This is a genomic window from uncultured Shewanella sp. (genome assembly GCF_947495455.1).
Lineage (GTDB): Bacteria > Pseudomonadota > Gammaproteobacteria > Enterobacterales > Shewanellaceae > Shewanella.
On sequence record NZ_CANLZC010000059.1, the window covers coordinates 14,050 to 35,314 of the forward strand.

The 21,265-nt window shown below is 40.9% G+C and carries 14 protein-coding genes and 1 pseudogene; 13 read left to right on the plus strand and 2 right to left on the minus strand.

What is annotated here, in order from left to right:
• Positions 1–26 precede the first annotated feature (26 nt).
• The 12 genes and pseudogenes from hutZ (at position 27) to ykgO (ending at position 14,712) form a co-directional block, all read left to right on the plus strand.
• A complete protein-coding gene (gene hutZ / locus Q0791_RS15175) occupies positions 27–545 on the plus strand; it encodes a heme utilization protein HutZ (RefSeq protein WP_299008077.1) in 519 nt (172 codons plus the stop codon).
• 264 nt (positions 546–809) lie between these two features.
• Positions 810–1,928 carry a glutamate 5-kinase gene (gene proB / locus Q0791_RS15180; RefSeq protein ID WP_299008079.1) on the plus strand — a complete coding sequence of 373 codons (1,119 nt, stop codon included), beginning with the start codon at positions 810–812 and terminating at the stop codon, positions 1,926–1,928.
• Entirely contained in the window at positions 1,925–3,202 is a 1,278-nt protein-coding gene (locus tag Q0791_RS15185) for a glutamate-5-semialdehyde dehydrogenase (RefSeq protein ID WP_299008081.1), read from the plus strand. Before proB ends, Q0791_RS15185 begins: the two co-directional genes overlap by 4 nt.
• A 401-nt stretch (positions 3,203–3,603) precedes the next feature.
• On the plus strand, positions 3,604–5,544 hold the full coding sequence (dnaK, locus tag Q0791_RS15190; RefSeq protein ID WP_299008083.1) for a molecular chaperone DnaK: 1,941 nt from the start codon (positions 3,604–3,606) through the stop codon (positions 5,542–5,544).
• 87 nt (positions 5,545–5,631) lie between these two features.
• Positions 5,632–6,759, plus strand: a complete 1,128-nt coding sequence (dnaJ, locus tag Q0791_RS15195) for a molecular chaperone DnaJ (protein WP_299008085.1) — start codon at positions 5,632–5,634, stop codon at positions 6,757–6,759.
• A 187-nt stretch (positions 6,760–6,946) separates the two neighbouring features.
• Positions 6,947–7,564 carry an FKBP-type peptidyl-prolyl cis-trans isomerase gene (locus tag Q0791_RS15200; RefSeq protein WP_299008087.1) on the plus strand — a complete coding sequence of 206 codons (618 nt, stop codon included), beginning with the start codon at positions 6,947–6,949 and terminating at the stop codon, positions 7,562–7,564.
• An 83-nt stretch (positions 7,565–7,647) separates the two neighbouring features.
• On the plus strand, positions 7,648–8,463 hold the full coding sequence (gene dapB / locus Q0791_RS15205; RefSeq protein WP_299008090.1) for a 4-hydroxy-tetrahydrodipicolinate reductase: 816 nt from the start codon (positions 7,648–7,650) through the stop codon (positions 8,461–8,463).
• Between the two features lie 174 nt (positions 8,464–8,637).
• Positions 8,638–9,813 carry a glutamine-hydrolyzing carbamoyl-phosphate synthase small subunit gene (gene carA, locus Q0791_RS15210; RefSeq protein WP_299008092.1) on the plus strand — a complete coding sequence of 392 codons (1,176 nt, stop codon included), beginning with the start codon at positions 8,638–8,640 and terminating at the stop codon, positions 9,811–9,813.
• A 29-nt stretch (positions 9,814–9,842) separates the two neighbouring features.
• Positions 9,843–13,064, plus strand: coding sequence for a carbamoyl-phosphate synthase large subunit (gene carB / locus Q0791_RS15215; RefSeq protein WP_299008094.1), 3,222 nt, complete (start codon positions 9,843–9,845; stop codon positions 13,062–13,064).
• Positions 13,065–13,524: 460 nt separating this feature from the next.
• A complete protein-coding gene (locus tag Q0791_RS15220; protein WP_299008096.1) occupies positions 13,525–13,935 on the plus strand; it encodes a VOC family protein in 411 nt (136 codons plus the stop codon).
• A gap of 390 nt (positions 13,936–14,325) precedes the next feature.
• A pseudogene (locus tag Q0791_RS15225) lies at positions 14,326–14,571 on the plus strand (type B 50S ribosomal protein L31); the annotation flags it as partial.
• Between the two features lie 15 nt (positions 14,572–14,586).
• Positions 14,587–14,712: a type B 50S ribosomal protein L36 gene (ykgO, locus tag Q0791_RS15230; protein WP_299008103.1), complete on the plus strand. Its 126-nt coding sequence runs from the start codon at positions 14,587–14,589 to the stop codon at positions 14,710–14,712.
• A 140-nt stretch (positions 14,713–14,852) separates the two neighbouring features.
• On the opposite strand, the gene Q0791_RS15235 is transcribed toward ykgO, so the two are convergent.
• Together Q0791_RS15235 and Q0791_RS15240 are read right to left on the minus strand one after the other, a co-directional pair.
• Complete coding sequence (locus Q0791_RS15235) at positions 14,853–16,412, minus strand: hypothetical protein (protein ID WP_299008098.1); 1,560 nt, start codon at positions 16,410–16,412, stop codon at positions 14,853–14,855.
• A 237-nt stretch (positions 16,413–16,649) separates the two neighbouring features.
• Positions 16,650–18,323 (minus strand): phospholipase D-like domain-containing protein, encoded by a 1,674-nt coding sequence (locus Q0791_RS15240; protein ID WP_299008100.1) that lies wholly within the window; start codon positions 18,321–18,323, stop codon positions 16,650–16,652.
• Positions 18,324–19,194: 871 nt separating this feature from the next.
• Between Q0791_RS15240 and Q0791_RS15245 the strand changes: the two genes are divergently transcribed.
• The gene (locus Q0791_RS15245) at positions 19,195–20,709 is read left to right on the plus strand and encodes a hypothetical protein (protein WP_299008101.1); all 1,515 of its coding nucleotides are present in this window, start codon (positions 19,195–19,197) and stop codon (positions 20,707–20,709) included.
• Positions 20,710–21,265 lie beyond the last annotated feature (556 nt).

Here is a 21,265-nt window from a genome sequence, read left to right on the forward strand (position 1 = left end):
TTAGCGTGTAAGTGGGAAAAGTAGAGATGACACAGAATAAACAGCAAAGACTCAGTGATAAGCTTTTGCCGGAAATAGAAGCATTTAAACAAGAATGTAAAACATTGCAATTGGCTACCTTGAATAGTGAGCATGTGCCTAACGCAAGTTATGCGCCTTTTGCATTGGCTGATGATGGTTTTTATATTTTAGTCAGTGAGTTAGCTAGGCATGGAGTGAATTTAAAAGCGATGCCAAATGTATCGGCAATGATGCTGGAAGATGAAGCGAAAGCCAAAACTATTTTTGCTCGTCGCCGTTTAACCTTTGATACTCAAGTGGAACTGATTGAAAGAGACACAGAGGGTTTTCATAAAGGTATTACGGCACTCAGTGAACGTTTTGGTGAGATGATTGATGGTTTAGCGGGATTGAAAGATTTTAATCTATTTAAACTAACGCCTAATAAAGGCTTGTATGTAAAAGGATTTGGTCAAGCATTTACGTTAACGGGGAATGAATTATTGACCCTAGAATGGAAGACAGATGGTCATCATGGTAAATAATCCCTTTCACTCACATCATAAAGCCTTCGTTTAACGAAGGCTTTATTTTATTCAAAATGAATCTTTAAACAATTAACTCACTTTTTCATTACAGTAAACTCTCTTTATATTTACAAAGCAAAGCGTCCATTGGGATTAAGATATAAAGTGAAAGATAAAATGCATGCTTTGTGGTTTTTTAAACCCTCTTTAATCCCCTTGACTACCATTTAAGAGTGAGATTGGGTATAAATATTACTGGTTATAAAGAGTGCATATTTAAAGATGAATTTAAGTGAGATAAGTTATCAGCGTGTCGTTATTAAGTTAGGAACAAGTGTCTTAACTTCGGGTAGCGATCGCCTCGATAAAGCGCATATGGTTGAGCTTGTCAGGCAAATGAGTCAGTTAATGAAGCAAGGCGTTGAAGTGGTGCTATGTACATCTGGTGCCATTGCTGCTGGGCGTGAACATCTGCAATTTCCAACGCTTATCGATAGCATGGCGAATAAACAACTCTTAGCCGCTGTAGGACAAAGTCAGCTTATTCTTGCTTGGTCTGAGCTATTTAGCCTCTATGGGTTGCATGTTGGACAGTTATTATTAACTCGAGCGGATCTGCAAGACCGTGAGCGCTATTTGAATGCCAGAGATTCGCTCAATGCCTTACTTGAGCAAGGTATTGTCCCCATCATTAATGAAAATGATGCCGTCGCCACCGCAGAAATCAAAGTGGGTGATAACGATAATTTATCAGCACGAGCCGCGTTATTGTGTGATGCCAGTTTATTGGTGTTGTTGACGGATCAACCTGGATTGTTTGATGCCGACCCTCGTAATAACCCCAATGCAAAATTAATTTCTGAGGTCGCGAATATTGATGATAATTTGCGAAAATTAGCGGGTGGAGCGGTATCGGGATTAGGCACGGGAGGAATGGCAACAAAACTGGAAGCGGCCGATATTGCTCGCCGTGCTGGTGTTGAAGTCATTATTGCGTCTGGTCATCACGCCAATGTTATCGAAAAAGCCGTTTGTAAAAGGGATGTGGGCACGCGTTTTAGCGCCCTTAAAAATCCATTAGAAAGTCGTAAGCAATGGATTTTAGCCGGGCCAAATACGAAAGGTCAATTAGTGCTTGATGACGGTGCAGTGACGGCGGTTACCCTCAAAGGACGCAGTCTATTGTCTAAAGGGGTGAAAGAGGTTGTGGGTGTGTTTCAACGTGGTGATACTTTAGCGGTTGTTGACAGTCAGGGTAAAATATACGCGAAAGGCATGGTGCGTTATAGCAGTGACGATGTAAAAAAAATAATGGGTAAACATTCGAATGAGTTCGAATCGATACTGGGACATGACTATGGCGATGCAGTGATCCATCGCAATGATATGGTGGTGCTATGAGCCAAATTGACAATGAGCAATATCTGATCTCCCTCGGGGAGCGGGCTAAGCAGGCGAGTTATGCGTTAGCTAATTTAACCGGAACACAAAAACAGGCGCTGTTACAAGCCATTGGCACAAGCCTAAGTCATCATAAAGAATCCATTTTAGCGGCCAATGAGAAAGATGTGTTAGCGGCACGCAACAATGGTTTATCTGATGCCATGATAGATCGTTTAGTACTCAATGAACAACGTCTTAGCAATATTATCAGTGATATTGATAATGTGATTTCCCTTGAGGACCCTGTAGGGACGGAAATAGAGAGTCGTTTACTCGATAATGGCTTACGTTTATCTCGCCGCCGAGTGCCTTTAGGGGTCATCGGTGTGATCTATGAGGCTCGCCCTAATGTCACTGTCGATATTGCAGTATTGGCACTGAAAACCGGTAATGCAGTAATTTTACGAGGTGGTAAAGAAACCTTACAGTCCAACTTGGCGTTAAATGAAGCGATACAAGAAGCATTAATGGTACAAGGTTTGCCTGAAGCGGCTGTGCAGCTGATTGCGAGCCCTGATCGCACTTTAGTCACAGGCTTGCTAACACTCGATAAATATGTGGATATGATAGTACCTCGCGGCGGGCAGCACTTACAGCGATTATGTGCGGAGCAAGCCAGTATTCCTGTTATTTTAGGCGGCATTGGCATTTGTCACTTATATGTACATCATAGTGCTGATCTTGAAAAAGCAATTAATGTGATAACGAATGCTAAGGTACAGCGTCCTACGGTTTGCAATGCACTGGACACGCTTTTAGTGCATGAGTCGGTTGCTGAGCACTTTATTCCGCTTATTTGTCAGCATTTAACGGCGCAAGGTGTCGGTTTTTATGGTTGTGATAAAACTCAAGCTTATATGGGCCAAAGTGGTATTGAGGTGAGTCCTGCATCGAATGAGACTTATGCAACAGAATGGTTATCACTCACCTTAGGAATTAAAGTCGTTGATAGTACCCAAAGTGCCATTGAGCATATCAGACTGTTTTCCAGTGGGCACTCAGAAGCGATTCTAACCGATAATATTCATACGGCAAATCACTTCATGAATGAAGTCGATGCCTCAGCTGTTTATGTTAATGCCAGTACACGTTTCACCGATGGTAGCCAATTTGGCTTAGGCGCTGAAGTGGCGGTAAGTACTCAAAAACTGCATGCAAGAGGTCCGATGGGGCTTGAGGCGTTAACCACCTATAAATGGCTTGCTTGGGGGGATTATACCGCTCGAGATTAATAGACTCTTTGAAGTGCGGCATTAGTGTCGCACTTTCCTTGATTGTTTTTTATTGTACTTGTTTATTGTGCTTATTTGTTGTGCTTGTTTATTGTACTCATTTTGTTGCACTCATTTATCGCATTTAAAAATTTTAAAAAGATTTATTCGTTTTCTCTTATTTTCGAGTATTTTTTCTTATTGTGTTATTTCTACAGCACTTTATTTCCCGTAAAAGGCTTGCCGTCACTTAATTTTTTCGTTTTTTTTATTTTTATCCCTTGTATTTGCATTCCTTGTCCCAATATAGGGAAGTAAGAGCAGATTTGGGCTGATTTAAAAGACTTGAAATGAATGATGTCTATCCCCATTTCTATTAACAGATAAAGCATTTAGATTAAGTACGATTTCCGGAGGACTCCATGGGTAAAATTATTGGTATCGATTTAGGCACAACTAACTCTTGTGTAGCAGTATTAGATGGCGAGAACGCTCGCGTTTTGGAGAATGCCGAAGGCGATCGCACAACTCCTTCTATCATTGCTTATACCGAAGATGAGACATTAGTGGGTCAACCTGCTAAACGTCAAGCGGTAACAAATCCTAATAATACTGTATTTGCCATCAAGCGTCTTATCGGTCGTCGTTTTCAAGATGACGAAGTACAACGTGACGTTGATATCATGCCGTTTAAAATTATCGGTGCCGATAATGGTGATGCATGGGTCGAAGCACAAGGCAACAAAATGGCGCCACCACAAATTTCTGCTGAAATCTTGAAAAAGATGAAGAAAACAGCTGAAGATTTCTTAGGTGAAGACGTCACTGAAGCGGTTATCACTGTTCCTGCTTATTTTAACGATTCACAACGTCAAGCAACCAAAGATGCTGGTCGTATTGCAGGTCTTGAAGTTAAACGTATTATCAACGAGCCTACAGCGGCTGCCCTTGCTTACGGTATCGACAAGAAGCAAGGTGACAACATCGTTGCGGTATACGATTTAGGTGGTGGTACTTTCGATATCTCTATCATTGAAATTGATAGCGTTGAAGGCGAGCAAACATTTGAAGTATTAGCAACTAATGGTGATACGCATCTAGGTGGTGAAGATTTCGATAACCGTCTAATTAACTATTTAGCGGATGAGTTCAAAAAAGAACAAGGCTTAGATCTTCGTAACGATCCACTGGCTATGCAGCGTCTTAAAGAAGCGGCAGAGAAAGCAAAAATTGAACTGTCTAGCACGACACAAACTGAAGTCAACTTACCTTACATCACAGCTGATGCAACCGGTCCTAAGCATTTAGTGGTTAAGATCACTCGTGCTAAATTAGAATCTTTAGTTGAAGATTTGATTACTCGTTCTTTAGAGCCATTAAAAGTGGCGATGGCTGATGCTGATTTATCTGTTTCAGACATTAATGAAGTGATTTTAGTCGGTGGTCAAACACGTATGCCTAAAGTACAGGCAGCAGTGACAGACTTCTTTGGTAAAGAGCCTCGTAAAGATGTGAACCCAGATGAAGCCGTTGCTATGGGCGCTGCAGTACAAGCGGGTGTACTTTCTGGTGATGTGAAAGATGTATTGCTTCTTGACGTGACGCCTCTGTCTCTTGGTATTGAGACTATGGGTAGCGTGATGACTAAGCTTATCGAGAAGAATACAACGATTCCAACGAAAGCGCAGCAAACCTTCTCAACAGCAGATGATAACCAAGCGGCGGTAACGATTCATGTTCTGCAAGGTGAGCGTAAGCAAGCGAGCAGCAACAAATCATTAGGCCAATTCAACCTTGAAGGTATTGAGCCTGCACCACGTGGTATGCCACAAATCGAAGTGGCATTTGATATCGATGCTGATGGTATCTTGCATGTATCGGCAACCGATAAGAAAACCGGTAAAGCACAAAACATTACCATTAAAGCCTCTTCTGGTTTAAGTGATGAAGAAGTGGAAGCTATGGTACGTGATGCTGAAGCTCATGCTGATGAAGATGCGAAATTTGAAGAATTAGTTCAAGCACGTAACCAAGCTGATGGCATGGTGCATTCAACTAAGAAGCAAATTGAAGAAGCAGGCGATCAGCTGCCAAGTGACGATAAAGAAAAAATCGAAGCGGCAATGAAAGCGGTTGAAGAAGCTGCTAAAGGTAACGATAAAGAAGCCATTGATAAAGCGACGGCTGCATTAATGGAAGCGTCAGCTAAATTAATGGAAATTGCACAAGCAAAAGCACAAGCTGAGCAAGGTGCAGCAGCTGGTGCTGCCAATGCTGGTGAAGCAAAGCAAGAGCCTAAAGATGCTGCGAGCGACGATGTTGTTGATGCTGAATTTGAAGAAGTAAAAGACGACAAGAAATAATTAGGTTTTCCTGATTTATTGTGTAGCGGGCGTTAAGAGGCAACTCTAACGCCCGTTTGTCCAACTTTTATTTGAGCAATGTAAATTATGTCAAAGCGTGATTATTACGAAGTATTAGGCGTTAGCAAAAGCGCGAGTGAGCGCGAAATAAAAAAAGCCTATAAGCGTTTAGCGATGAAGTATCATCCAGATAGAAATCCTGGTGATAAAGCCGCCGAAGCCAGCTTTAAAGAAGCAAAAGAAGCTTATGAGATCCTAACCGATAGCGATAAGAAAGCCGCTTATGATCAATTTGGTCATGCAGGCGTTGACCCGAATCGCGGTGGCGGTCATGGTGGTGCTGATTTTAGTGACGTATTTGGTGATGTATTTGGTGATATTTTTGGCGGTGGTCGCCGTGGTGGCGGTCAACGCCAAGCCGCCCGTGGATCTGACCTTCGCTATAACTTAGAGCTTTCTTTAGAAGAAGCGGTTAAAGGTTTAACCAAGGAATTACGTATTCCTGCTTTGGCAGCGTGTGAGCCTTGTAATGGCACGGGTGCCAAAAAAGGCACATCGGCGACAACATGTGGGACGTGTCATGGTAATGGTCAAGTGCAAATGCGCCAAGGCTTCTTTGCTGTTCAGCAAGCGTGTCCAACGTGTCATGGTCGTGGAAAAATTATTAAAGATCCTTGTCAGCATTGTCATGGTGAAGGCCGTGTTGAGAAGAGTAAAACACTCTCTGTTAAAATTCCTGCTGGTGTGGATAACGGCGATCGCGTCCGTTTAACTGGTGAAGGAGAAGCTGGGGAGTTTGGCGCACCAGCGGGCGATCTTTATGTGCAAGTGAGCGTGCGTGAACATGCAATCTTTACCCGTGACGGTAACAATTTATATTGTGAAGTACCGATTTCATATAGCACAGCAGCGCTAGGTGGCGAAATCGAAGTACCGACTTTAGATGGTAAAGTGAACCTTAAGATCCCGAGCGAAACGCAAACTGGACGTATGTTCCGCATGCGAGGTAAAGGGGTGAAATCCGTTCGCAGTCATGCTGTAGGTGACTTACTTTGTAAGGTGGTGATGGAAACACCTGTGAAGCTGAATGAAAAACAAAAAGATTTACTCAGAGAGTTTGAAGCTTCGTTAACGGGTCAAGCAAAGAAACACAGTCCCAAAGCGGAAGGCTTTTTTGATGGGGTTAAAAAGTTCTTTCAAGACTTAAACAGTTAACCTCTTTATCTACTATGAAAAAGCCTCGCAATTGTGAGGCTTTTTATTGCCAGAAATAACCTAATCACTCAGTTTTTAATGGGGTAAAAAAGCCAGAATAAGTCTGCATTTGGGGAAGTAATTTGACACTGAATATGTTAAAGTCCCGCGCTGAGTTCATTGAATCAATTTAAAGAGTAGGAATAGTATGTCTGATACGTTCAGTACAGTTGAACAGCAAGCAAGTTATGGCGTAGGCCGTCAAATGGGTGAGCAATTGGCATCGAATTCATTTGAAGGTATTGATATTTCTGCCGTTCAATCTGGTCTTGCCGACGCATTTGCGGGTAAAGAAAGTGTTGTTGCTATGGAAGACATGCAAGTGGCTTTCACTGAAATTAGCCAGCGTCTTCAGAAAATTCAAGAAGAAGCGGCTGCCGCAGCGTCAGCTGAAGGCGAAGCCTTCCTAACAGAAGTGGCTGCACGTGAAGGTGTATTCACGACTGAATCTGGCCTTCACTATGAAATCATTACTGAAGGTAATGGCGACAAGCCAAGCGCAGATTCAACTGTTCGTACACATTATCATGGTACTTTTATTAATGGTGATGTTTTCGATAGCTCGGTTGTTCGTGATCAGCCAGCAGAATTTCCAGTATCGGGTGTGATTGCAGGTTGGACAGAAGCATTACAATTAATGCCAGTCGGTTCTAAGTGGAAATTATATGTTCCACAACATTTAGCCTATGGCGAGCGTGGTGCAGGGGCTTCAATCCCACCATACTCCACGTTAGTGTTTGAAGTTGAATTACTCGATATTCTTTAATTTAAAGAGCCTAAGTTAATCTTAGGCTTTTTTTTGAGTATAGATTGGGTCTACATGAAGAATGATTTTTTTGAGGGGCGGGCATGATTGAACAAGTTAGAATTGCCATTACCGGTGGCAGTGGGCGCATGGGTAGAACCCTCATTGAGTCTGCTAAGCAGCATGATAATATTATTTTAGGTGCAGCGATTGAGCGTTCTGGATCAACCTTAATGGGAGTGGATGCAGGAGAGCTTGCAGGTGTGGGGGCGATGAATGTCTCTATTACTGATTCACTGGATAAAGCCCGTGATGATTTTGATGTACTCATCGATTTTACTTCTCCAGAAGCCAGTGTCGTGCATACTGATTGGTGCGCTCGTCATGGTAAGGCTATTGTGATTGGTACCACAGGCTTTAATCGCGCTCAAAAAGAGCAAATAGCAGCTTATGCAGAAAAAGTCCCTGTGGTTCTTGCACCCAATATGTCTGTGGGCGTGAATTTGATGTGGAAGTTATTAGAGCAGGCCGCACAAGTGATGGGAGACTACAGTGATATTGAAATTATTGAAAGTCATCACAGACATAAAAAAGATGCGCCATCAGGGACTGCACTTAAAATGGGTGAAGTCATTGCTCAAACGCTGAATCGTGATTTAGATAAGTGTGCCGTTTATGGCAGAGAAGGTATCACAGGCGAAAGAGATCCTGAGACGATTGGTTTTTCAACCATTCGTGCTGGCGATATCATAGGTGAGCATACTGCTCTTTTTGCTGACATTGGTGAACGTATTGAAATTACCCATAAGTCATCCAGCCGTATGACCTATGCCAATGGTTCTATGCGAGCCGCATTTTGGCTCTATGATCAAGCTCCAGGCCTTTATGATATGCAGCAAGTTTTAGGGCTTAAATCGTAATTATTTGAAAACCGCCAATTGAGCGGTTTTTTTTTGAAAAAAGATTTTATTTGCATAGACAAGCGTTATTTTTGCATATAAAATTATTCGAATTTGCCAGATTTTAGCTTTTTTATGTCAATTTAGCTAAAAAATAGCATCAATAAAACATTGTTTTTCAATGGCTTGACTCTTATGGAGGTCGTGTTGACTAAGTCTGCCTTACTCGTACTCGAAGATGGGACTGTATTCTCTGGCACTGCAATCGGTGCAACTGGAATGACGGTTGGTGAAGTGGTATTTAATACCTCAATGACTGGCTATCAAGAAATACTAACAGATCCTTCTTATGCTCGCCAAATCGTAACATTAACTTATCCACATATTGGTAATACTGGCACTAATGATGAAGATAAAGAATCGAATTCAGTTCATGCTTGTGGTTTAATTATTCGTGATTTACCTTTAGTTGCCAGTAACTTTCGTGATACGCAGTCTTTGAGTGATTACCTTAAAGCCAATAATATTGTCGGTATAGCCGATATTGATACGCGTAAGCTGACGCGCATTTTGCGTGAAAAAGGGGCGCAAGCGGGTTGTATTGTGGTGAGTGAGCAAGGAGAAGAGTTAGCGAAAATGCAAGCAAAAGCGTTAGCCGCAGCTAAAGCATTTCCAGGTTTGAAAGGCATGGATTTAGCCAAAGAAGTGACCACTGAGCATGAATATCAATGGCGTAAAGGCAGCTGGCGTTTAGTGGAAGGCTTACCTCAAGATACGCCCAGTGACGAGCTTAAATATAAAGTCGTTGCCTTTGATTATGGCGTGAAACGCAACATTTTACGTATGCTGGTAGATAGAGGTTGTGATGTGACTGTTGTCCCTGCAACCACCAGTGCCGCAGAAGTGCTAGCCATGGCGCCTGATGGCATTTTCTTATCTAATGGACCTGGGGATCCTGAGCCTTGTGATTATGCCATTGAGGCCATTCAGGAAATATTAAAAACCGATATACCTGTCTTTGGTATTTGCTTGGGCCACCAATTACTCGCACTGGCTTCTGGTGCTAAAACATTAAAAATGAAGTTTGGTCACCATGGTGCCAATCACCCAGTGAGTAATATTGAGCAAGGCAATGTGATGATCACCAGCCAAAACCATGGTTTTGCCGCCGATGAAGCCAGTTTACCCAGTAATATTAAAGTCACGCACAAGTCGTTATTTGATGGTTCATTACAAGGTATTCACCTGACCGATAAACCTGCATTTAGTTTTCAAGGGCATCCTGAGGCGAGTCCTGGGCCTCATGATGCAGCGCCATTATTCAATCACTTTATCGAGTTAATTGAAGCTTACCGTAGTCATACCAAATAATCAGTGGGATCTAGGAGAAGATTAAAGCAATGCCAAAACGTACAGATATAAAAAGTATTCTCATCCTAGGTGCAGGTCCAATTGTCATTGGACAAGCCTGTGAGTTTGACTATTCCGGTGCTCAAGCCTGTAAGGCACTGAAAGAAGAAGGTTATCGAGTTATTTTAGTTAACTCTAACCCCGCGACTATTATGACAGATCCAGAAATGGCTGATGCGACGTATATCGAACCGATCCATTGGGAAGTGGTTCGTAATATTATCGAAAAAGAACGTCCTGATGCGATCCTTCCAACTATGGGTGGCCAAACGGCATTGAACTGCGCCCTTGAACTCGAAAGCCAAGGGGTGTTAAAAGAGTTCGATGTGGACATGATAGGTGCAACGGCTGATGCCATCGATAAAGCGGAAGATAGAAGTCGTTTCGATGAGGCGATGAAATCCATTGGACTAGAATGTCCCCGTGCAGGCATTGCACATACTCTAGATGAAGCGTATCAAGTATTAGAGCAAGTCGGCTTCCCTTGTATTATTCGTCCTTCATTTACCATGGGGGGAAGCGGCGGCGGTATTGCTTACAATATTGAAGAGTTTAAAGAAATCTGCTCTCAAGGATTAGAGTTATCACCGACTAATGAGCTATTGATTGATGAATCCCTCATTGGTTGGAAAGAGTATGAAATGGAAGTGGTACGTGATCGTAATGATAATTGCATCATAGTTTGTGCCATTGAGAATTTTGATCCTATGGGAGTGCATACGGGAGATTCGATTACCGTTGCGCCAGCTCAGACTCTAACCGATAAAGAATACCAACTTATGCGTAATGCCTCTTTGGCTGTGTTACGTGAAATTGGTGTGGAAACTGGTGGTTCTAACGTTCAATTTGGTATTAATCCCAAAAATGGTCGCATGGTGATCATTGAAATGAATCCACGTGTGTCTCGTTCATCAGCACTTGCATCAAAGGCTACAGGTTTTCCTATCGCTAAAATTGCGGCTAAATTAGCCGTGGGCTTTACCCTTGATGAGCTGAGTAATGACATTACGGGAGGGGCGACTCCAGCCTCTTTTGAGCCTGCTATTGATTATGTGGTTACAAAAGTGCCACGTTTTAATTTTGAAAAGTTTGATGGTGCAAATGATCGTCTGACGACGCAGATGAAATCAGTGGGTGAAGTCATGGCCATTGGCCGTACTTTCCAAGAGTCGTTGCAAAAAGCTCTACGCGGATTAGAAGTAGGTAAGCAAGGGTTAGATCCTGAAGTGGATTTAGAGGATGGCCAAGCTTTATCGCGTATTCGTCATGAATTAAAAGAACCCGGTGCAGAGCGTATTTGGTATATTGCTGATGCATTTCGTGCGGGTTTATCAGTTGAAGGTATTTTTAAGCTGACCAATATCGATCCTTGGTTCTTAGTACAGCTTGATGAGCTGATTAAGCTTGAATCTTTAGTGGCTGATGTGGGTTTGTCAGGATTGAATGAAGACCTACTTCGCAAATTAAAGCGTAAAGGTTTTGCCGATGGTCGTTTAGCCTCACTGGCGGGTGTCAGTGAAATCGAAGTTAGAAAGTTGCGTCATCGTCATGGCATTTTACCCGTTTATAAGCGAGTGGATACTTGCGCCGCTGAATTTGCCACTGATACGGCGTATTTGTATTCGACTTATGAAGAAGAATGCGAAGCCAATGCATCGAGCCGTGACAAAATCATGATTTTAGGTGGTGGACCTAATCGAATTGGTCAAGGTATTGAGTTTGACTATTGCTGTGTACATGCGGCATTGGCACTGCGTGAAGATGGCTATGAAACTATCATGGTCAATTGTAACCCTGAAACGGTTTCAACGGATTATGACACGTCAGATAGATTGTATTTCGAACCTGTCACCTTTGAAGATGTGCTGGAAATTGTGCGTATCGAGAAGCCAAAAGGCGTTATCGTGCAATATGGGGGGCAAACCCCGCTGAAATTGGCTCGTGATTTAGAAGCTGCTGGCGTACCTATTATAGGTACCAGTCCTGATGCGATTGATAGAGCTGAAGATCGTGAGCGTTTTCAACAAGCCATTGAACGCTTAGGCATGAAGCAGCCTGAAAACGATACAGTTACAACGGTTGAGGGAGCGGTTATTTCAGCTGAACGTATTGGTTATCCGTTAGTGGTTCGTCCTTCTTATGTCTTGGGTGGCCGTGCAATGGAAATTGTCTATGATAAACAAGATTTGCTTCGCTATTTCAATGAGGCAGTCAGTGTATCTAACGCGTCACCAGTATTACTTGATTCATTCCTAGATAATGCCATTGAGGTGGATATTGATGCCGTTTGTGATGGTGAAAATGTCGTGGTCGGCGCTATCATGGAGCATATCGAGCAAGCGGGTGTGCACTCTGGGGATTCTGGTTGTTCATTACCCCCTTATACTTTGAGCCATGATATTCAGAATACCATGCGTACTCAAGTGAAACAGCTAGCGATGGAGCTAGGGGTTGTAGGACTCATGAACGTGCAGTTTGCCGTTAAAAATAATCAAGTCTACATGATTGAAGTTAACCCTCGTGCTGCTCGAACGGTTCCTTTTGTGTCTAAAGCCATTGGTAAGCCGCTAGCTAAGATTGCTGCAAGAGTCATGGCGGGTCAAAGTTTAGCCTCACAGGGCTTTACCCAAGAGATTATTCCTTCTTATTATTCGGTCAAAGAAGTGGTGCTGCCTTTCAATAAATTCCCTGGTGTGGATCCTATGTTAGGGCCTGAAATGCGCTCAACGGGTGAAGTGATGGGAGTGGGCAATACCTTTGCCGAAGCTTATGCTAAGGCGCAATTGGGGGCGACCTGTGAAGTGCCAAAATCGGGTCGAGCCTTATTGTCTGTGCGTAACAGCGATAAGAAACGTGTAGCGGATTTAGCCTCTAAGCTGATTGAATTAGGGTATGAGATTGATGCAACACACGGTACGGCGGTGATTTTAGGTGAAGCGGGCATTAATCCACGTTTAGTGAATAAGGTTCACGAAGGGCGTCCGCATATTCTCGATCGAATTAAAAATGGTGAATACACTTATATTGTCAATACGACCGAAGGACGTCAGGCGATTGAAGATTCTCGTCAGTTACGTCGTGGAGCCTTGCGTCATAAAGTGAACTATACCACGACATTAAACGCTGCGTTTGCGACTTGTATGGCGCATTCAGCCGATGATAGAAACAATGTCACGTCAGTACAAGAGCTACATCAAGGTCTATTAAATTAAATCTAAATAGCTGATGTATAAAATATAAAGCCGCATTGATTTAATGCGGTTTTTTTGTTTCCAATTACAAAAAACAAATGCCTCTAATGGTAACTAGGTCGATAAGTGTAGTTCGATAATCGATTTTGGTATAACTTGAGCATAGTAGGGAGTAAATAAGTGTTATGGACATTTCCCATATCAAGAGCAATAGTATTTTTTAGGTATAATGCCGCTTACTATAAAATAAAGTCATTAAAAAACAACAAGTAGGTTATAAGTTGAATCAAAATCGATCATGCTCGATATGCTGATTTCATTAAAGCGAAAACTCGCGATTCGATCACTTGTAAACTAAACTTTAGTATTATTTATTTTGATTTAAAAAGGCAATTGGAGGTGCCAAAACACAGCACAATTTAATGCAATAGTTAATATGAAGACTTAATTTTACAGTTTCATAGTTAAAAGGAAGTATGTTATGTTAAATAAAAGTGAAATTGGTTTTGTTGCCAAAATAGATGTCTCGAGTATGGCTAAAAGTATCCAATGGTATACTGAAAAATTGGATCTTGAGATAGATCCTCGTTTTGAAGGTCCTTATTGGAATCAGCTTAATATCAAAAACATGAAAAGGTTCGCTTTAGGCTTGAGTTTGGCTAAGCCTGGAAGAGGAATAGGATCAGGGCAAGCAGTAATGACTTTTGTTGTCGATAATATAGAGGATGCCAAAGTCGATTTAGAAGCAAAAAATGTTGTTGTCAGTGAAATTAAAGATGTAGGCCAAGGTGTTAAACTCGCATTTTTTAATGATCCTGATAAAAATGCGCTGGGTTTAAGACAAAATTCAAAATCAGAACCCGCTGCATGCGAAATAGGTTACTGCGAATAACAGTATCGACCTGTTTTAGTAAGATCAGGATATATGAATTAAAAGGTTCGTTACTTATAATGTTCGAGCCTTTATTTATCCCCTGTGACTTCAATATACCTATTTAAACATTGTCAATATGCCCAATTCAAGATAATTTCTTTAAAAGTATTAATCACTCGAAATATCAATTTGTTCTGTTTCTAACCCGAATTCGGTTAATATGGCGTAATTTTCTTTTGCTATCGTTTTAATGTATTAATGCTATATTTTTGTAAGGCACTAGTATCTAAAATAGTTTTGCCTGCCTTTAGTCAGTCCAGTGGTGAGTGATCCAAAAACGGTGGGAGTTTTCATTGATTTGTGGAAAATGTCTCATTTTCAATAAGTGTATAAAGACGAGTGAATGCTATGAAGCCCAATATTCATCCTGATTACCGCACTGTCGTCTTTCATGATACCAGCATTGATAAATATTTTTTGGTTGGTTCTACTTTGAAAACCAGTAGAACCATTGAATGGGAAGATGGAAAAACTTATCCTTATTATACGCTTGAAGTCTCTTCACACTCTCATCCTTTTTATACAGGTAAGCAGCAAGTTGCCGCATTAGAAGGCCGAGTGGCAAACTTCAATCGTCGTTTTGGTAAGCTGGCACAAGGAAAAAATAGAATGAAAGTCGTCAAATCCCTTAAAAGTGCCAAAAGCCGTCATCCTGATTGCCAGATCGTGAAACGTAAAGGAAGGTTATACGTTATTTGTAAGACTAATCCTAGATTTAAGGCGGTGCAGAGATAAGCCAGACTTTAAACGCATTGACGCTTTTTTGAAAAAGTGTTTTGCCGTTTTATGACAGCCAATGATGCATTGTACATTGGCTGTTTGCTTTTTTGCGTTGACATACTTTAAACTAATTTGAGCATTGGTTAAGTCAGTATTTAAGTACTGGTGAAGTTTGAAAGTAATGTTGCAATTTCTTGTGCTATTTCTTTAAGTTCTTCAAGGGTATACTCTTGTATTACGCCAGTATCCAAAATAGTATTGCCTGCTTTTAGCCAGTCCAGTGCTGACTGAGCGATAATTTGTTGGCCAGAAGAAGCGAGGTGTTTTGTGTTCCAAAATAGGTAAGGATCGCTGTTTGTGTTTAAGCAATCAGTCGCATAGCCAAGTGCCGTTGTAGTGGCGATAGTGCTATCATCACCACAAGTGTAGCCAAATGTTCCATCATAATTGTCACTAAAGGCCAATGTTTCCATATTGTCGTAAAAGCCCTCTAAATAATAGAAATACCAATGAGGATTCGATTCAGAATACAAAGAAGCATATTCATAGGCGGTTTGATAGGTCAGCAACTTTACGCGTTCGTTATAAACTTTAACCAGCTCCCCTAAAGCTTCAGCAAACGCTTTGAGCTCATCAGTGCTTAGAGTGACTCCTTGTGAGAGTAGAAAGTAGTTGAAATAGGGCGTGATGCCCAAATTATATTGAGGGAACATAATGATGTTACCTTTATCTTGTCCTTGTGAGCTAAGTTCACTCAGCATGGTTTGTACGGCTGAGTCTTGTGCGCCTATCATATATTCAGGGATGGTTGTCCACACGGATTCAATGAAAGTATCAAAGTCTATATCTCCTTCAACCCATTCAAAAAAAACCTCAGCTAGATCGTTAGCTCCGCCGTAAAAGACATATAAGGTATCTCTGCCAACAAGGCTATTATCTGCGCTATGATTAGGTAGAAAGAGTTTTGTGACTTGTTGATAAAGGGTGGGAACGGCGACTGTGTCTTTCAATGCATAACTCTCAGCGGCTGATATAGGTGGCACGCCCTCAGATAAGATCTGTGAACTGCGATAAGCCGCTTGCAGAGCATATATTTCATCTTCATCACTACAATCACTATCTGGTAATGTGATACCACCATCACTGTAACAGCCTGTCGGTATAGATAATGCCCCATACCAAGCATAGTTGATGGAGACTTTATTTACGTCACTTCCTTCTGTAGTATAAGCCACCCAAGAGGACAGCTCGATATTGTCAAAGACATGATAAGGCGCACTTAACCCGTTATAGGTGAAATACTGTAACCAACCTACTGAACTTGCCTCACGTTGATAGCAATCGGCATCATGAATATCATCGTTACTTGAAGCTGTGCAAACACTTTGTGTGTCGTTTGATAGGCTAATGACATTGTAATTTTCATTGTTTTGAGGAAAGGTGAGGGTACCAGGTGAGATGGGAGAGAAAAGATCGCTGGTTATTGGCTCTGAAATAGAATTATAAAGGTTGCTTGGAATTTGATACAGTGAACTGGAATTCGTGTCATCATTGAAGTAGACACTTTGCGGAAAATTGTTCATGTCACTTTGACTATCCCCAAAAACCATGACATTTGAAAATGTTGTTGTTTTGTAATTATTGTCTGAGCAGGCTAATAACAGTAATGCTACCAGTGCAGTAAAGCTATTATAGATCAATGTTTTTATACGCATTGCTTACCTCTATCGACGGTAATTAAAAGAAAGAAAAGTAGACAGCGTATATAAAAGTGGTTTTTGTGTTTATCCACTTGAGAATATGACCTACTTGTGAGTATCACGAGTATATAAAATATAGTTGATGTTTTATGACTTGCTATGGACCCGTTTGATGATTTAAATAAAAAAAGCTTGAAATATTCATTTCAAGCTTTTTTTATTGAGGTTATTGTATGAAGTTGAATTTAGTATTTAATGGGGCTTTTCACACACGTAATGATTTTCTGGGTTTTCTCGGTACTCTGCTGAGTTAATGGCAGGGCAGTTTGCTTGAATACGCGCTTTTAGGTGAGTGACTTGTTCCCAAGTGATGGCCATAGGATCAAAGACAATAGGAAAACTGCGCACTGCATCATCATTGATTTGCTCAAGTAGCTGCTCATAGCGGTTATCATCATGGCCAGTTTGCCATATTGACTCGAAATTACTGATAAAACCCTCTATTGCATTGGGATTCTTATTTCGTTCTATGATCATAATGTTTTCCATGCTGTTATGCTCTGCATTATCAGAGAAGTTGTAACTGCCCGTGATTAATGTATCGTCATCGATGAGGGTATATTTATGATGCATTTGTTTCGCATAAGAATAATGCCAACGATAGCTATAGCTTTTAAAGCGTACATCAATGCCTTGTTCGCTCAGCATATAACTATAATGGCTGCCTTTATCATAACAAGCTTGTTCTTGAGAAGGGGTGCTGGCTTCATCTAAACAGGCTTGACGTTCAGCCTGTTCTTGCTCATGGGTATAAAGGCTAATATATTCTTGAATATCTAAATAGACTTCAATATCCACATTGCCTTCTGCTTGTTTATTCAGTAAGGCTTGAGTGATTGGCCATGAGCGTAAGTGCCCACTGGCTATTTTGATACTCGATTCGGCATTATTGATGTATTCCACCATAGTATCTGAAACGGTATTTCGACCAGAGACTTTAGAAAAGGTTTCACCATAGCGCGTGGTTGAGGTTTTAAAATTATTGGATGTAAAACGGGTATTGAGTGAATGAGGTTCACTTTTTTGATATTGAGTGTCGATGATTGACTGGACAGTACAAGTATCGCAGGTGAAATCGCGAGAATGATGCCAAAGTAAGTTAAATTCATCTTGAAATGCGCTGATGAATTCAGCATTGTTTTTGACGAAAACCGTGTTTTCATCATAGCGGGTTGCAGCAGAATAAGACCAGTTTGCGCTACCGGAAATAAGCTGAGCACTATCAAGGCTACTGTCAATAATTGCAAATTTGTGATGCATGATTTTATTTACGTATCTTACATCTATGAGTGCTTGTTCGAGTTTTTCTGAGATAGTGCCAGAGGGTGATTTTCTGTCTTTTAGTGCATTATTGGAAATGACTCGAATTAACACACCTCTTTGTACTGCATCTGCTAGGGCTGCCAATATGCGATTGTCTCTGAAACTATACATAGCAATATCGATTGAGACAGTGGCTTGATTAATGGATTCTACCACTTTAGTTAAGTGAGAAGTGTCATAGGGAGCGGGTGAAAAGATCACCTCAATATTATCATTTGCTGTTTCACAGGCATGTGGAAACAAGCTTGTGAGTACATTCAGTGTTGTTGGCCCAACGTATTTAATATCATCTAACTCTTCGAGTGAAACAAAGTGTTTATCATCTTCAGTCTCCGCTTGCCCATCCACGCCATTTCGTGTTCGAACTATGCTATGGGCGGCAGTGGAATAAATGCCACTTTCTTTTAGCACTTCAACACTGGTTTGTGGTGAATTGGTGAAGGCTAACAAGTCCTCTAAGCAATAGTCGGCAAAGCTGAGTGGTGAAAATAACATTGGCGCGATGAAAGTGATTTTTTTCATCCATTGGCGTTTATTACGCATAAAATCCCTCTAGAGTGTGTAAAGCAAGTTATATGAAGTCAATCCTGTTTTTTTATTTAATACCTAAGAATTATACAGCCAGTCGTTATATAAGTTATTGGTCATATTGGGTATTTAAAAACATTACTATTTAACTTAATTGTAACAAAAATGAAAAACAAGCGCTTGACGTCAAAATTATGTTAAATAGGGTTTAATTGCTGGGATATTGATCGATCATCATGCTGAAAGATATAAAGTGTTGTTTTTTTAGTTAGTGCCTAGGGCCTGTTTATCTTTGGTGGTTAAATTATGTCCGAGATAAACGTGTTTTAATCGCGACGGGAGGAATGATGCCTAGTGATCTAAGCAAATTTCTCCCAACAAAGAGTAAAACACGTTTAGCCGGATCCTACGGACAGCGTTTGTGGCTCCTTTCTACGGCGTTATCGCTTGTTTATGTAGAATAACTACACCACACAAACTCTGCCTTGTATAAAGAACCCACAAACTGCTGCAGAAATAATCACCAAAGATAAACAGGCCCTAAGGTATGAAAATAAATCAGTCTTGATGGAACTGTGCTTTATTCGTTTATGTATATGCTTAGGTTGGTATTTTGTTAACTATTGATGATCTTTTTGTAATTGTGTATATTGTGGCCGAATTGACTTATTATGCTTAAATTTTAATAGGTTATATTCTTGACTTCAATGAATGATTATTGAGTTTGATTCGGTTTTTATGCGATAGCTAATCAGGTAAAAGCAGTGCAGTTTGAAACGACTCGACTTAAATAGTGCATTTTTTATGAGGTCATATCTAGGCGGTAAAAATCATCAAGGTTGATGACGATAATGCATTACCGTATTTAACAAAGGAATGGATAAAAGTGAAAACCAATAAATTGTATTTAAGTTGTATTATTGCTTCTTTATTAATCACAGGCTGTGGCAGTTCAAGTAGTGATAGTACCCCTGAAGCCAGTACACCAGCCCCAGTTGCCACCCCTGCACCAGAGCCGACACCAGAACCAACACCAGAACCGACATTCACCATGAGTGGTAAAGTCATCGATGGTTATGTATCGGGCGCGACGGTATGGTTAGATTTAAATGGTGACGGTAAATACACTGAAGGTGAGCCTAGCACAGTGTCACAAGCGGCGGGTGAGTATCGTTTAGCGCTTGCAGCAGAAAACCAAGATTGTGCTCAGTACAGTAATCTTTATGTGGACGTGCCTGTAGGCGCTTTTGATGAAGATAATGGTGAAGTGACTGAAGCCTATCAAATGATGCTACCAGCTGGTTTTAATCAAGTGGAGGGCGATGAGGCATTTCATGTTACGCCACTCACAACGGTATTATTTCAAATGCTCAATGATGAGCTTCGACGCCGTGGCGCTGAATTTGGATCATGTGAAACACTTAAAGATAATGATGCTTTACGTGCAATCGTAGAGACAGAGCTTGATGAAGCGCTAAGAAATATTGTAGATAGATATAATATTTCTATTGAGAATATTTTCAGTGATTTTATTGCGGCAGGCGACGATGACAGAAAGCAGCTTGCAATCAATATTGTCAAAGGATTAAAAGCGAGTCTAGCTTATCAAACCACGGCAAAAGAGCGCTTCCCTGAGGCGGATTTTATTCGTGTTGAGTTTTATCAAGGCAGTGAAATTGATAATAATAACGCCTACCCAAAGGCGTGGTATCGAGATATTACTATTTGGAACCCAAATGGTTATCAATCTGAGCTCGTGAAAGTGTCCGATGATTTACAAACCAAAATCCGTGATATTTATTTACGTGAAGTGAGCAATACACCTTGGGGCGAGTATGGTGAATTAGCACAGAAGAAAGATATTTTCAGCTATGGTGGTGATGATGCACTTTATCGCTGTGAAAATTCTGAAGCGGTGATTATACGGCATATGAATGATGAACACCTGGAAGTGGAATTTGCTTTAAGTAATGAAAGTTACAGTGATGAAGTTGCGACGGTTCAAGCTTGTGATAATCAGGTTTACTCAGGTGGGGATAATCGCTACTTTGAAACCAGCTATGTTGATATGGGCATTTTTTATGAATCTCGCTTCGATACCAGTAAAGGTGATGTCGAGTTTACTGCGCTTGCCGATTGGGTTGAGCTGAAAGGAAAGAGTGAGCAGCTTGATGTGGATCTATTTATTGAGTATTTTGAAGGGCTAGCGTATCAATTTGATGCGAAGGTTGATGAAGAGCGCCATTCTCGTTGGTGGAAGCGTGCAACCGATGATATGCATGGCAATCGTGTTGTAATCACAAAAGATCAGAATGGCTGGGAGAAAATGAGCTATCAAGATGATGGTACATACATTTTAACTTGTAGCCAAGACGGTGAAGCTTGGACGGAATGTCCTTAAGTGAAATAGTGAAATAGTGAAATAAGGTAAGTGTTATGCTAGCTCAAATCTAACCTAACAAACCCTTCAAAAAGCGGGGATGGTTAGCTCAGATCTGAGCTAGTAAAACTTTATTTGAATAAACCATGACAACAGGAGGAGTGTTTCTCTTAAGTTTGCCTGTTAACCGAGACTATTTTTATAAAGCCTCTTTTTGTATCTAAAGCCTATTATTAGGCTTTAGATATAACTTTTTGTTGCAATGAGTGACTGGCGATAAAACTTATGCTTATAAAGCGATGGTGTATTTACCCTCAATAATATTAAGATCAGTCATTGTTATTTTGTAACCTAATCAAACTTTTTATGAGTGAAATCTCATTTTGTCTCTTCTTTTAGTCTTGGTCAGGGCTAGTACAAAAGTATTAGTATTTTATTATTTTACCTCAACGGGTTAGAGGCATTTCATACTTTTGTAATGAATAAACACTTTAGAATGGGTAATGCCGATCATTTAACGATTTATTGATCGGTTGACTGATCGTTTAAATGCGTCAAAATCCGAGTCCTATCTCTA

Excerpts from the sequence above, each read along its gene's own strand:
- hutZ (WP_299008077.1), top strand. The coding sequence starts at position 27 with ATGACACAGAATAAACAGCAAAGACTCAGTGATAAGCTTTTGCCGGAA.
- proB (WP_299008079.1), top strand. The coding sequence starts at position 810 with ATGAATTTAAGTGAGATAAGTTATCAGCGTGTCGTTATTAAGTTAGGA.
- dnaK (WP_299008083.1), top strand. The coding sequence starts at position 3,604 with ATGGGTAAAATTATTGGTATCGATTTAGGCACAACTAACTCTTGTGTA.
- Q0791_RS15235 (WP_299008098.1), bottom strand. The coding sequence starts at position 16,412 with ATGCGTATAAAAACATTGATCTATAATAGCTTTACTGCACTGGTAGCA.
- ykgO (WP_299008103.1), top strand. The coding sequence starts at position 14,587 with ATGAAAGTCGTCAAATCCCTTAAAAGTGCCAAAAGCCGTCATCCTGAT.
- dapB (WP_299008090.1), top strand. The coding sequence starts at position 7,648 with ATGATTGAACAAGTTAGAATTGCCATTACCGGTGGCAGTGGGCGCATG.
- Q0791_RS15185 (WP_299008081.1), top strand. The coding sequence starts at position 1,925 with ATGAGCCAAATTGACAATGAGCAATATCTGATCTCCCTCGGGGAGCGG.
- carA (WP_299008092.1), top strand. The coding sequence starts at position 8,638 with ATGGAGGTCGTGTTGACTAAGTCTGCCTTACTCGTACTCGAAGATGGG.
- Q0791_RS15200 (WP_299008087.1), top strand. The coding sequence starts at position 6,947 with ATGTCTGATACGTTCAGTACAGTTGAACAGCAAGCAAGTTATGGCGTA.
- dnaJ (WP_299008085.1), top strand. The coding sequence starts at position 5,632 with ATGTCAAAGCGTGATTATTACGAAGTATTAGGCGTTAGCAAAAGCGCG.
- Q0791_RS15220 (WP_299008096.1), top strand. The coding sequence starts at position 13,525 with ATGTTAAATAAAAGTGAAATTGGTTTTGTTGCCAAAATAGATGTCTCG.
- Q0791_RS15240 (WP_299008100.1), bottom strand. The coding sequence starts at position 18,323 with ATGCGTAATAAACGCCAATGGATGAAAAAAATCACTTTCATCGCGCCA.
- carB (WP_299008094.1), top strand. The coding sequence starts at position 9,843 with ATGCCAAAACGTACAGATATAAAAAGTATTCTCATCCTAGGTGCAGGT.